This window comes from Candidatus Manganitrophus morganii (assembly GCA_021651055.1).
GTDB classification, from domain to species: domain Bacteria; phylum Nitrospirota; class Nitrospiria; order SBBL01; family Manganitrophaceae; genus Manganitrophus; species Manganitrophus morganii.
On sequence record JAJHOH010000001.1, the window covers coordinates 81,638 to 94,674 of the forward strand.

General features: G+C 51.2%; 14 protein-coding genes. 4 read left to right on the top strand and 10 right to left on the bottom strand.

What is annotated here, in order from left to right:
* Window positions 1-10 precede the first annotated feature (10 nt).
* From MCM46_00310 to MCM46_00340, 7 genes are all read right to left on the bottom strand, one after another.
* On the bottom strand, window positions 11-1,291 hold the full coding sequence (locus MCM46_00310) for an O-antigen ligase family protein (GenBank protein ID MCG3110237.1): 1,281 nt from the start codon (window positions 1,289-1,291) through the stop codon (window positions 11-13).
* A gap of 54 nt (window positions 1,292-1,345) precedes the next feature.
* Complete coding sequence (locus tag MCM46_00315) at window positions 1,346-2,179, bottom strand: class I SAM-dependent methyltransferase (GenBank protein MCG3110238.1); 834 nt, start codon at window positions 2,177-2,179, stop codon at window positions 1,346-1,348.
* A 32-nt stretch (window positions 2,180-2,211) separates the two neighbouring features.
* Entirely contained in the window at window positions 2,212-4,068 is a 1,857-nt protein-coding gene (locus tag MCM46_00320; protein MCG3110239.1) for a family 10 glycosylhydrolase, read from the bottom strand.
* A gap of 139 nt (window positions 4,069-4,207) precedes the next feature.
* Window positions 4,208-5,413 (bottom strand): UDP-N-acetylglucosamine 2-epimerase (non-hydrolyzing), encoded by a 1,206-nt coding sequence (gene wecB / locus MCM46_00325; protein MCG3110240.1) that lies wholly within the window; start codon window positions 5,411-5,413, stop codon window positions 4,208-4,210.
* 90 nt (window positions 5,414-5,503) lie between these two features.
* Window positions 5,504-6,181 carry a hypothetical protein gene (locus MCM46_00330; protein MCG3110241.1) on the bottom strand — a complete coding sequence of 226 codons (678 nt, stop codon included), beginning with the start codon at window positions 6,179-6,181 and terminating at the stop codon, window positions 5,504-5,506.
* 848 nt (window positions 6,182-7,029) lie between these two features.
* Window positions 7,030-8,073, bottom strand: coding sequence for a cytochrome-c peroxidase (locus MCM46_00335; protein MCG3110242.1), 1,044 nt, complete (start codon window positions 8,071-8,073; stop codon window positions 7,030-7,032).
* Window positions 8,074-8,107: 34 nt separating this feature from the next.
* Entirely contained in the window at window positions 8,108-8,368 is a 261-nt protein-coding gene (locus MCM46_00340; protein ID MCG3110243.1) for a LuxR C-terminal-related transcriptional regulator, read from the bottom strand.
* 352 nt (window positions 8,369-8,720) lie between these two features.
* On the opposite strand from MCM46_00340, the gene MCM46_00345 reads away from it, so the two are divergent.
* The 4 genes from MCM46_00345 (at window position 8,721) to MCM46_00360 (ending at window position 11,199) form a co-directional block, all read left to right on the top strand.
* Window positions 8,721-9,146, top strand: coding sequence for a CBS domain-containing protein (locus tag MCM46_00345; GenBank protein MCG3110244.1), 426 nt, complete (start codon window positions 8,721-8,723; stop codon window positions 9,144-9,146).
* Between the two features lie 520 nt (window positions 9,147-9,666).
* Window positions 9,667-9,801 (top strand): hydrogenase formation protein HypD, encoded by a 135-nt coding sequence (locus MCM46_00350; protein ID MCG3110245.1) that lies wholly within the window; start codon window positions 9,667-9,669, stop codon window positions 9,799-9,801.
* Between the two features lie 330 nt (window positions 9,802-10,131).
* On the top strand, window positions 10,132-10,542 hold the full coding sequence (locus MCM46_00355; protein MCG3110246.1) for an ester cyclase: 411 nt from the start codon (window positions 10,132-10,134) through the stop codon (window positions 10,540-10,542).
* Between the two features lie 423 nt (window positions 10,543-10,965).
* Entirely contained in the window at window positions 10,966-11,199 is a 234-nt protein-coding gene (locus MCM46_00360; protein MCG3110247.1) for an AIR synthase-related protein, read from the top strand.
* Window positions 11,200-11,218: 19 nt separating this feature from the next.
* On the opposite strand, the gene MCM46_00365 is transcribed toward MCM46_00360, so the two are convergent.
* The 3 genes from MCM46_00365 to MCM46_00375 all read right to left on the bottom strand — a co-directional run bounded on the left by MCM46_00365 (window position 11,219) and on the right by MCM46_00375 (window position 12,986).
* The gene (locus tag MCM46_00365; GenBank protein ID MCG3110248.1) at window positions 11,219-11,737 is read right to left on the bottom strand and encodes an ATPase; all 519 of its coding nucleotides are present in this window, start codon (window positions 11,735-11,737) and stop codon (window positions 11,219-11,221) included.
* A 166-nt stretch (window positions 11,738-11,903) separates the two neighbouring features.
* The gene (locus MCM46_00370; GenBank protein ID MCG3110249.1) at window positions 11,904-12,434 is read right to left on the bottom strand and encodes a cold shock domain-containing protein; all 531 of its coding nucleotides are present in this window, start codon (window positions 12,432-12,434) and stop codon (window positions 11,904-11,906) included.
* A 12-nt stretch (window positions 12,435-12,446) separates the two neighbouring features.
* Entirely contained in the window at window positions 12,447-12,986 is a 540-nt protein-coding gene (locus MCM46_00375) for a hypothetical protein (protein MCG3110250.1), read from the bottom strand.
* Window positions 12,987-13,037 lie beyond the last annotated feature (51 nt).

Below are 13,037 nucleotides of genomic sequence, written 5' to 3' on the forward strand. Positions count from 1 at the left end.
GTGAACCACGCTATATCGTTTTTAGGAGCTCGTATTTCCTTTTCTTAGAAACGGCCTTTGACGTCTTCGTGTTTTCCGTTTCTGCAGCGAGCGTTTCTTGAGCACTTTCGTGAAACCGGTCCAGACTCAGTACAAAGGTTGCAAGATACCAGTAAAATACCGCATGAAAAACGGCCGCGCTCAATATAACGCTCTCCCCAAAATTTGAGATCGTCAAAAAACCGGCGCAATACATTTCCGCTCCATATTTCCTTCCCGTATCATATTTGATCAATCGCCATAAGACGGACATCACAATCGAAAGATATAAGCTCGCTCCCAAAAAACCGGAATCTAACAACGCCTGGACATAACCACTATGCAGCGTAAAGGTTTCGTTGTTTAGCAGCGTTGGGGAATTTGGACGAGGAGACTGAGGAATTTTCCCCTCTTTAAAGGCATCCGAACCGAGTGTAAACCCATATCCCAGAAGGGGACGATCCCAAAATTTCTCAAAGGCAAGACCCCATATTACGGTGCGTCCGGACATACGTTCAAGGGAGTCAATCCTAAGAATGCGCGACCGCGCTTTTGAAGAGATGTTGATATCCGCCACCGTCGTGACAATAAGGGAAAAAGAGATGATCATGACAGCCGCAAGGCCCCATTCCAATTTACGTCTTAAATAAAATATTGCGGTGATCAATAAACTTGCCGCTCCAGCAGCCCAGAAAGTCCGAGATCCCGTCAAATAGAGACACGGAAGGGACGAGAGGATTCCCGCGGCACGCAGCAAAACCTTTCGTTCGCTAAAAATGCACAGTCCTAATAAAAGACCGGAAGTGGCCGCCATTTTAGCAGGTTTGCCGAAGAGTCCCTTGAACCGACGGCCTTCTAAAGTTTCCTCATATGCGAAACCAGGCGAATATGCCAATAAAACCAGACTGACAAGACAAACAATGATAAATGCCGTCATCGTTACATTCATCACGGTTTCATTTTTGGCCGCATCATTTGGGGATGCCTCCAAGTGAGCGATAAAAAACAACAACACGGCAGCCAACGAAATCACCTGGAAACCGACGTAAATGGGTTGACTTGAAAAAGGGATCGTCAACGAAAGAGCAATGAGGTATCCGAAAATTAAAATATATTTTTTGTAGATTTCCAAACGGCTGTGGGTTAGGAACCAATACGCCCCAACAATCAACGCAAGCCCTTCAGAAAGGCCGCGAAGAACATAGGTGTCTCCGATGGGTGCTGCATCCTTAAGCAGGAGAGCCAGAATGAGCAGGCCCAGTATATAAGCCATCCTTTGCAATCTCCAAGTCTGACGCCATATCGTTACACTGAATTCCGGTACTCTCTAGCGTTGTTCGACCGGGTCCGCTTTCTCGGGTTTCTGCAGCACGAAGGCCGCGGCCGTCGGCTTGAGTTTCTGAAATGGATTGACGCAATGATAACGGTCATTCCATGCGAACAGACGGGACAATATGTCGTCCGCGTAAACGGCGGCCGCCGAGTTGTATATCGGACCTCGGAATATAAAACGCAGGCGAGAAATGAGCGGAAAAACGCACCTCGTTTCCTTCACAATGGTAAATCCGGCTGAGCGCACGATCGCGCGGAAAATCGGTAGCGGAAGACCTCGCTCTCGTTTGGTGAGACCCGCCCGTTCTCGTCTCCAGTCTCCCATTGAAACGATGGGTTCACGAATGAGGGCGATTCCGGACGGTCGCAAACACCGAAAGAGCTCGCGGACCACTGTGCTCACATTGGGAACATGGTGTAGACACCCGAAACAGGTGGCCAGATCGAACGACTCATCGCGGAATGGCATAATGCCGCTCGATCGGGGTTTGACATATTCAACGGGCACACCCGCAATCGCCTTAACAGGGAATGCCTGGGACGGTTCGAGAATCGTAATTTTCTCCACGCGAGAGAGAAGCGGGCGCAATTCCTCACCGGTGGCTCCCCCAAGGCTTAAAACGGAGGGAAACCGACGAAGCGGCAAGTATCGAAAGCTATGGGCATGGTTCAGGGCATGGGCCCCATAGTAATTTTGGGGCCGGTCCTTCGCGCCTAGGTTCGCGTAAGCTTCTTCTTCATCCTTAAACCATTGCTCGATTTCTTCAGGGGAGAAATCATCACCGTAGAGTTTTTTCCCTTGTAAATACTCATCCAGTGTGTGGTGCATCCTCAATACCTCCAAGCAGAACCGCTCATTATTTAATTCGCCGCTTTCCAGACCGGAAAAGCATTCTCCAAGAAAGGTCCCGTTCTTAAGGCATTCACTTGTTCATCAGTAAGCTTGCTATAGATGTAGAGCCCCATTCCGGTTCCAGGCCACCTGCGTTGAGCAAACGCCGCATATTTTGCGACCAGATCACCTGTCCTCGGAACTGCCTCCGATTGGTCATCCACTTTGTCATAATTACCAAACAACACAATCATCTTTTCCGGTTGCTTTAACGCACTTCGTACGGCATCCACATTCTCGAAATCAATCCGTTGGCGGTAATCCATACCAAAAATGACGTCAATCCAGCCGTAATTGGCCCACGCCAATTCATCTCTTCCTTCAAGCGCTCTCAACTCGCCGCCCGGGGCTTTTGGCTGACCATCTATGCTGATAATCAGTTTGGGCTTTAGAATTCTTGCCTGCTTTGAAAGATTTTTGACGATATCGGTAACTGCAAGATCCTGCCACTTTTGAAGGCGCCACCTGGCGGATTCATCAACAGAACTCTGAGTTAAATCTTCCAGTAAAGGAAACCCAGTCACCCGATAATAATTGTTTTGGCAGTCGACGGACGTACAAACACCCATGGCTCGAATATAATCTAAATTCAGGCCATCGATGTCATAACGACGAACCACATCGAGGATTAATTCACGGATAAACTTCCGAAACTCAATATTATGAATATCAAAAGCGCCCTCCGGAACACCTTCATCAAAAAACTGAGCGTATTCGGCGCTCTCTCTTTTTACAACAGTAAACCAAGGGTGCACTTCAATGCCCATACTATGGGCTTTCTGAATCAAGTAGGCCAAAGGATCATATCCGAGCGGTATCATTGATGCGACCTTCGGATCCGTCGAGGCAATACGAGACGGATAGTAAGTGCCCCTTCCGTGCCAGACACACGGGACGTAAATATTAAATCCGGCTGCTTTCACCCGGGACAAGATCTTATCGGCGGCCTCCTTCGAGAAAGCCCAACTCATAGACTCATCGAAGATGGCCCTATTCTCAATTAGCCGCCCCTGACGATCTCTTCGCTGTACTAACGGTACGGCGAGCCCCTCATTGAGCCATTCCCACTTCCTGTCGTAAGCCGCCGCCAAATCGTTTTCCTGTGTTTGGTAAAACTGAAAAACTTCCTGAGAAGAAAAAGGACGATCAAAGATGATCAGACTTCCCAAAAGGGACTCGGCCCCACGCCCTTTTTGGCTGGTCGTCCCTTTATCGGTACCGAGATAGAGCGGTCCGCCGTTCACATAATCGCCGGAAAAAGTTTTTTGGTTCTCCGCGATCTTCTCGCCGTTGACATAAAGCTTACAATAGCCAGGGTCGCCACTTTCCCAAACGGCAGTGATCATGACCCATGCTTCTAGATCAAAACCATAGGGGGCAGAACAATGAATGGATTCTTGGTTGCTCAGTATAAAGTAGAGACGTTTTGAACCAAGCGGCTCCCACCATCCGTGTGAAACAGCCATATAACTTTTCTGGCTGTCGGCCCATGGAAGGGTCAAAAATGTATGCGATTTTTCACTCTCCTGTTCCCAAAGCGGCTTCATCCAAAACGAGAGGGTTCCCGCCTTCGCATTCAATGCTTGGGACGGTCTGATCTCGGCAAACGTTTCTGCGGTCAACTGTAAAGATCTTCCCCGTTCCTGGTCTGAAACGATTACCGCGCCATAAAGCTCGACGCTTCCTGATATTGCCTCATAATCCTCATACAGAATGATTCTCTCTTCGTCGGGGAAAAGTGAAAACGACTCTTCCGGAAAAATTAAAATAAACACGAACATGAAAAAACATACGAAGAACATACAAAAATATTTCGAGCACTTCATCCTGAAAATTCTCCAAGCTAAAAATTCTTTCGTCTCAGCTGATGCGGCCGGAACGAAAGCCTTCCCTCAATATCTTTACATAAGTGATAAACTAATCCACGTAAGTGATAAGGCAAGAATCTGCTTCAGCACGATGGTATTACCCAAACGTTTTGTGAGGTTTACCGTTATTCTGCCCCTTTTCAGTCATACGTAATCCCACCATTTTCCCTTTTTCAATTTCTGATAAAACCGCAGTAATTCTTTCCGCCGCCCGCCCATCCCACTTCTCCGGGGTTCGGACCGGGTCTCCATTTTCCTCCATCGCCGATTCGAATCCCATCAGGATCGATTCGCGACGGGTTCCCACCAAGCGGTTGGTCCCCTGGAAAATCGTAATCGGCCGTTCCGTGTTCTCTCGAAGAGTCAAACAGGGAACACCGAGGATGGTCGCCTCCTCTTGGATTCCGCCGCTGTCTGTCAACATAAGCTTTGCATGGGCATGGAGTTGAAGGAAGTCAAGATAGCCGAACGGGGGAACCAGCACGATTCGGTCTCCGTCTTTAATAGATGTTCCAACATAGGATTGGAGACCGAAAGACTCGATTTGGGCAGCGGTGCGAGGGTGACAAGGAAAAATAATCGGAAGAACATCTGAAAGGGTTCTCACAGCCTGAAGGATTTCGTGAAGAGTATCGAAGCAATCGACATTGGAAGGGCGATGGAGGGTGAGTACGCCATATGGTTTTACTTGCTGCTCCTCTTTCAAACCGAGCGTCTCCAAAACCAGAGACCGGGACGCGCGCTCACGATGCTTAAGAAGAGTATCGATCATGACATTACCAACAAAAAAAATCTGATGCTCCGGAATGCCTTCCCCCTTGAGATTGGCATTGGCTCCAAGATCGGTTGTAAAAAGAAGATCGGCGACGGCATCGGTGACCTTGCGGTTGATCTCTTCCGGCATCGTCATGTCACCACTTCGAAGCCCCGCCTCAACATGGGCGATGGGGATGTTCAATTTCTTTGCAGCAAGAGTGCAAGCCATGGTGGAGTTGATATCTCCTACCACCAGGACCATGTCGGGACGCTCTTCTTGTAAAACCTTCTCAAAAGCGATCATAATCTTGCCGGTTTGCTCTGCGTGGCTCCCCGACCCGATTTCCAGGTTGAGATCCGGACGAGGAAGTCCAAGATCTTCAAAAAAGGATTGCGACATTGCTTGATCGTAATGTTGGCCCGTATGGACTAAAAGTGACTCAAACTTTGGATTAACTTTCTGTTCGTTATGTCGCTCGATCGCTTCTAAGATTGGAGCAATTTTCATGAAATTCGGTCGGGCACCGACCACATGAATAATCTTCATGCAGGACTCCTTTTCTTGCCTCTTTGCAACGGGATTGGTAACGCATGGATGCTGAGGGCACCGGTTGGACGGATGCCCTCAGCAAGATGATTATGTGAACAAATTCATTCGGGAAATTGCGATCAACCCAATCAAGCTCGAACCAAAGAGGAGAAAAGAGGCGGGAATTGGAGCCGGGGTCATTCCGCCTGCCCAAACAGACCCGCCCTCCTGCCCAAAGATCCGTGAGGCGAAGACAAAGGTAGGACCTGTCCCGTCCGACAGAGATGTACCCACAAAGTCAGAGATGGAAAGATCCACTCCGTTGATGGCCAGATCAAAAGACAACGTCTCCCCGCTATCGAGCGAAGATCCTCGTCTAAAGTCGAACACGCCATCATAGAACCCTCCTCCGGAAGCCAGAAGGTTCCCTCTTCTTTGATTCTCGTTTCGAGCAAGCCTTGTCCTAAATTCGCTTACATTTAAGTCAGCGCCATCTAAGGTGACATTGCTGAACCGTAGATCTCTGGGATCACTCCCGTATGGATCTCCGTTAAAGTTGAAATACAGCGAGTCGAGATTACCCGAAGAGATATTGGTTACATCGACTCGAACCACATCTCCAACATCGGTCAAGGTGACCACTGCCTGGGGGGCGACATCGGGGATAAGGATGGGGTTGAAGATTTGATCGAGGGCAAACGTCAATTCAGCTGCAGCTGCAGTTGTAACAGCCGGTCCTACTCCTGTTACCAACAACAGTGCGAAAGAGATAATCAGCTTTCTCATCTTGTATGTCCCTCCTACTTTGAGCCCTACCCGGACAACCTGAATCTTGGAGTAAGGTTGATACGCGATCGACTTACTACCGTGAAAACACGAGACTATTTTAAAGTGTGATGGTAATCACATGTAAGGATGATTACCACATTGGGAGTATTAGCATTTTCTTAATTACGATAGCAACAAACATTTTTAATTTCTTCAGTACGAAATCCATAATTGAACAAATCAAATGGATTTTTATGAGATCCAAAGGGAATTATCGGGAAAGTGGATTCCAATTTCCCATCCCTGTCGCCTCTATATCAAAGAAGATCTCACTCTCATCTCTACGACTCTGTTCAAAAAGGTCTCTTGGAAACGATCATTAAGCTTCGTCGCCGAACGAAATTATCTTCTCTTTCAATAACAGAATGATCAATGAAAAGTTAAAAGGATGTTAACTTTCAGGAGTGGAATCCCTTCTTGTATTCGAAGAAGTCTTAAGCGATAAGTCCGGACAGGAAAGAAAAGAAATAGAAAAAATATTAAGAATCAGGCGAGAAAAAGGAATAATTCCTCGAGACAATTTTCAAGAAAGAACTTCGTTAACCACATGGATCACCCTGGCGCGGCATCACCCTCCTGAAAGGGGCCGAAGGAAACATCGACAAAGACGGGCGCCTCGATATCGATGATGAGACCCTCGCCCGGCTCGATGTTGTCGCCGTTCACTCTCACTTCGCCTGCCGCGGGCGGAGAGGACCCGCCGGGTGATCCGCGCCTCGATCGGAATCGCCTCTCCTCTCTTGCTGAAGAACTTCACTTGCCGAGTGTGGAGAGATCCCGCTGAGACCTCTCCACACCGGGCCGTTCTACTTTAGAACCGGTTTCGAAGTGGCGGACGCCGAGGTCGGAAGCACCGGCAGCTTCAAGGCCGCCTCGGGGACGGTTCCCTCCAGGGAGTGGAGGAAGGCGACGATCAGGTCGATCTCTTCCTCCGCCAAATTGATCTTCAGCTGAAGCTTTCCCATCGTCCGGACCGCTTCCCGGAGATCCCAGACCGCGCCGTCATGAAAATAAGGGGCGGTGCGGGTGACGTTTCTCCAGAGAGGAACTTTGAAGATAAAACGGTCGGTCTCCTTCTTCGTCACGTTGAACCTTCCCGGGTCGTCGCTGGTCGCGTAGGGCTCGGCAATCCCGAATTTTTGGTACTGGCCTCCTCCGGCGCCAACCCCGTTATGGCAGGCGATACACCCCTTCTGGATGACCAGTTGGAGCCCCTTCTTTTCCGCGTCGGTCAGGGCCTTTGCGTTTCCCTTCAAAAAATCGTCGAAGCGCGAGGGGGTCAAGAGGGTCCGCTCGAAGGCGGCGATCGCCTTGGCGACGTTGTCGTACGTGAGCGGCTCTTTCTCCCCCGGAAAGGCTTTTTTGAAGAGGGCGACATATTGCGGAATGGAGCGCAGTCGCGCCAGGACCGACGCTTCATCGGGCATCGCCATCTCCACTGGATTGAGGATCGGCCCTTTCGCTTGATCTTCCAGCGAGGCGGCGCGTCCGTCCCAGAATTGGACGAACTGCACCCCGGCGTTCAGGACCGTCGGGGAGTTTCTTCCCCCCAGCTTGCCCATGTGTCCGGGAGAGGTGGGGAGATTATCGACTCCGCCGGTGATCAGGTTATGGCAGCTGTTGCAGCTGATCGCGCCGCTCTTCGAGAGGCGCGGCTCGAAAAAAAGCATCTGCCCCAGAAGCACCTTCTCGGGGGTGGTCGGGTTATTCTCCGGCGCCGAGAGTTTCTCCGGAAGCGGCTTGAAGAAATTGCCGGCCTGCCGGATCAGGTCGGCCTCCTGTCCAAAGGCCGAAGTGGCGATCAGAAAAATCAAAACCCAGACCGAGCTAAACTGAATGAATCGTCTCATCTTGATTCTCCTTTTTTGGTTTCAAGATACACCTTTATTTGTTCTCAATCGGAACAAAGCCCTTTTCGAGCGCGTAGCGGATCATCTGAACGGTGTTTCGAAGAGCGAGCTTGTTCATGATGTTGACCCGATGGTTCTCCACCGTCTTGACCGCCACCCCGAGTTGCTTGGAGATTTCTCTGTTCTTATAACCTTGCGCCACCAATTTTAGGACGTCGATCTCCCGCTTTGTGAGCTCACGACGATAGACGGCTGCAGAGATGATTTTATGATGTATGCTTTCTTGATCCTTCAAGACCGCCCTCTCCTTTTCCCCACCCCTTCCCGAAAGGAAGGTTGGATGACCCGCGAGTGGATCATCCGATTGATTATCATTTTGAAATGATTCAATCGAAGAGACAATCCCCCGAAGGGGGTGTTTATCTATGTTGATGCCGCGATGTCGCGTTGAAGCCACCCCTTTCGAGGGGTTGTCTTTCCCATGTGATTGCTTCAAGATGAATGAGGGTTCCTATGGAGAGGGAAGACGATCGATGAAAATAAAAGATTGCATGACGCACGATCATGAACGGGATGCGGCGTTGGAACAAATGAAACAACTATCGACGAAACGGTGATCCCCGTTCGCCCAGAGACGAGGAGGAGATATGAAACCGTATGAAATTCCAACGATGAACGATCGGATGACCCTCAAACCGATCTCGATCGGACCGGAAGAGCCGACGATCAAAGCGCTTGGTTTGATGTTGGACCACGAAATCCGGCATCTCCCCGTCGTAGAGGGGGACCGATTGGTCGGAATGATTTCGGATCGCGACATTCGGCAGAACTGGAAAATCACCGGAGGAGAGATGAAGGAATTCGGCGATGTCGATCAACAGATCGTCTCCGATCTGATGTCCCGTCATCCGATTTCCGTCAGGGAAGAAACCTCGATCCACGACGCCATTAAGCGGATGGTTGAACATAAGATCGGGGCGCTTCCGGTCGTTGATATCGACAACAAGCTGGTCGGGATCTTCACGGAGATCGATGCCCTCCAATATTGTCTCGCTCTGATCGAGCGATATTAGCGTCTCGGCGTAAAACAAAGCGCGACGACTCATGAGAAGCCTCCTTTCCTGTCTTAAACACGCACGCGCGTCGCATGGTTCGCTTCGCTCACGATGTGAGCAGAAGCGCTTCGCGCTTGATGGATATCGGCACATTCCCCGCCCCCTTGGGCGAGGGTTAGACGCGCGAATGTGCAGATTGTCATGGGCGAAGCCACCGCTCACATCGTTCGCAAAGAGAACCATACAAATAGATTTTTCTCCTTCCGGGTCGAAGATGCCCCGCTGCTTGCGGCGGGGAGCTTCAATTTCCGGCGGCGGACCAATCCCATCATCATGGAGCAGGATGGAAACATCGGAACCGATCCCAAACCGAAAAGAAATTCTCGAAGCCGGCCACCTTCAACGCTGTTTTGATTCGCTGAAGCAATCGGGATACCAGCTCGTCGGTCCGACCCTTGGGGACTAAAGAAAGGGGACAGATTTATTTTACATCGATTTATTTTACACCGCTGAAACATCATCGGAATGCCTCAGCGGTTTGATTCTCCAAGGACTGAAGAAGCCGAATGAGTGCCCCGCCTTCGGCGGCCGCTGCACCCCGGAGCACCCGCTCGGCGCGACAATGGTTTCGTCCGAAGGAGCGTGCGCGGCGTATTATCGATACAGGGCATAAAGATTATTTTCATCACAGGTGGAAATCGGCGTAGCGAGAAACGGGAATCGCCCGTTTTTAAGAACGGTTTCATATTGTTTTTCAAAATATCGTCAGGGATAGGAAGCATTGATATCAGCCTAGATGACTAACATCCAAAATCGCGTATTAGTCATTTTAAAGGGATAATGAAATCCGACAGAGACTTCATTTCTTGACCGATTATGAGCATTTTGCTATTGTCTGGTAGTATAACTGTCTAATAACTGGTTAGCCGGACATCCGGACAGAGTCGGAAGCAACGACACGCTGAGCCAACAAGGAGCGACGACAACCAACGCAGGAGCCACCATGAGCAAGCAGTTCACGAAGTACGAACAAACGTGGATCGACGGCCTGAACCGAGGCGATGTGTCGGTTGCCGATAATGTCTTCGCACCACATTGCGTCATTCACATGGCCGGGAGTCCGGCGCCGAATCTCTCCTTGAGTGATTTCAAACAAATGGTTGCTGGCCTTCTTGCGGCGTTTCCGGACATTCGGTTGACGATCGAGGATCAGGTCATTATCGCCGACAAGGTCGCCACGCGCTGGAAAGCCGAGGGTACCCATACCGGACCCCTCGGCGACACCAAGCCGACGGGGCGGCGCATCCAGATCGAAGGATTGATCCTCGACCACGTCTCAGGGGATCGCGTGATCGAGCGCTGGGAGCAGTGGGATCAAGCTGGCATGCTACAGCAACTTGGTCTGCTCGGATGAGCGACGGACGAATGCCAGGCCAAATAGGAATCGGCAGGGCCGGATAACACCGCGATGGGGCCGTCGGCGCAGTCGGCCAAGTGATCGCTGCGGCTCATCGCGAGACGTTAGGCATTCACAAGGAAACAGCACAATCAGCTGGCTTTCATCGCTTTTCGGAGGCAAAGAACAATCGAAGGATGGTGGGTCATCCGCCTTTACGATACGGCAAGAAAAGTCTGTGCCGGTTGACGCCGCATTCCGAGCGTGGACATCGGGAGATCTCGAAAGAGTTCAACGGGGGTCAAGTCTGCCCTTGGCTCAATATCAGGCAGGCGTCAAAGCCCGATATGTTGTCGGTTTATAGTTTGTAACTTGAGTCAAGAGCAGACTTGACCCCCCGATAAGACCCCCGAAGAGGCGGTCCGGGGGGCGTGTGAAATATTGGGCCTCGATCCGCTCTATGTCGCGAATGAAGGAAGGTTCGTCGCCTTTGTCGCCCCGCGCGATGCCGAGCGCGCATTATCGATTCTGCGCGCCGATCCTTTGGGAATCGATGCCTCCCTCATCGGCCGCGTCACCGAGCATGCCGGCCACGCCGTCGTCATGAAAAGCACGATTGGGACCGACCGAAGGGTAGACATGTTGGCCGGCAATCAACTCCCACGCATCTGCTGACGAATAGGACCGCTCTCGTCTACGCCTTCCAACTCATCTGGATCAACCTCGGGTCCTGCCCATAGTGGAGATCGAGCTCCCCGTGATAGGCATGCCAGAGCGCCTCGCCGATCCGACGTGGAAGATGGGTGTCGGTCGTCGTCACGGTCACCCCTTGTTCCTCTTCGTCAATCGAGATGATTCGGCAAAGAGGATGTTCCCGCTTCGCTTCGGCTTCCTTATGGCGGACCAGGTTTAATATTTCTTCTTTGTGAGCCTTGAAAAACGGTCCGCTCAGATGAATGATCCCGGCGGGATAACGATCCCGGATCCGATGGCAGGCGGGGCAGCTCTCTTCATTAGCACCGGCGGGACGCAGCCCCCAGCTCCACCGGCCCCTGCGGAAGATCGCCCCGCACTCGGGACACACCGTCGGCGACGCCGGTTTGCCGCGTGCCTTGTAAGTATCGTGCAAATATTCTTTCTGCAGCCCAAGCCAGTGGGTAATCCGCTCTCCGCCCGGCCTTCGAATTCCGCTCCCTCTTGTTTTTGTCGTCATGGCAACACCTCGCTCATCGATATCGTCTTCTCCGATTCGGATCTGCCTTGCCGGAGAAGGTCGATTACCTCTTCATCAGTGACCTGAGAAAACTCCTGAAAGAAAATCTCCCACCGCATGCCGACAATTTCTAAAATACATCATCGTTTCTTCTCTTCAGGAGTTTTTATATGCTTACCACGGTGCTCGCCTGAGGTCCCTTCTCTCCTTCCTCCTCGGCAAAGCGGACCTCCGATCCGATCGTCAGCTGCTTGAAGCCGCCGTTTAATACGCTATTTCGGTGAAAGTAGATCTCCCGGCCATCCGGCGTTTCCAGAAAGCCGTACCCTTCTTCGTGAAAAAGCTGAACGACCCGACCATGGGGAGGGGTTTCATGTCTCTTCACCTCCCCTCTCTGCCGGTGGGCGAAATCCTCCAATCGCCGCCGCGCGGCATCGAAAGCATCCCGAATCGCTACAGAGAGATCCTCATTGGACTCACGCTTGATGACCAATTCCGCGTCGGGAACGGTGATGTTGATCCGCACATCATAGAGCAACCCTTTATTCTGATGACGATGAGGGGTGTCAACAATCACATGGCACCGGATGATCCGATCATAACCTTTATCAAGCAAGGCAGCCTTCTTGCGAATATCCTCTTTGGCTGCTTCCGAAAGACCGACGTTCCGGACCGTCATTTTTAACGGAAGCTGCATCTTCCCCTCCTTTCAGAACAATAGGTGAATCGCCGACCCGAAGAGATCCCGTTCTTTTTCGGAAGGGTCATGGCCGATAATCCGCCACTCTCCCTCTTCGAACGCCAGATGATGGATCGCTTCGAACCAGGTATCGATTTGGACCGCCTCCGAACGGGCTCCCCCTTTGAAGACCGAGACACCGAACAGCGACCCGGTGCAGGTCACTTTCGCCGTCTTTCCGTTCGGGTCTACGACGATCCGAGAAAAGAGATGACGGGAAGAGAGCCGATCATATCGGTTGAAGATATCCTGCCAGATTCGAGAGGTCTCCTCTTTTCGGAGACCCCGATTGAGGTAGCCGTTGGAATAGACCGACATAATCACGGAAAGATTCTTCGCTTGCAGTGCCTCCTCCGCCTGATCGAAGGTATCCAGGATGGCATTCATGTCGTCCTGATCGGCCCGCACCTCCCCCTTCTTGGAAATCTCGACCAATGCCGAAGCCGACCCCGCGATGAGAAAAATAAGGATCAAACCCATGCCGATCCATCGATTATTGCGCCTTGTCATCACGGCTCCCTCCTTGGTTTAAAACTGTATCCTTGTCTCTATCTTGCAGAG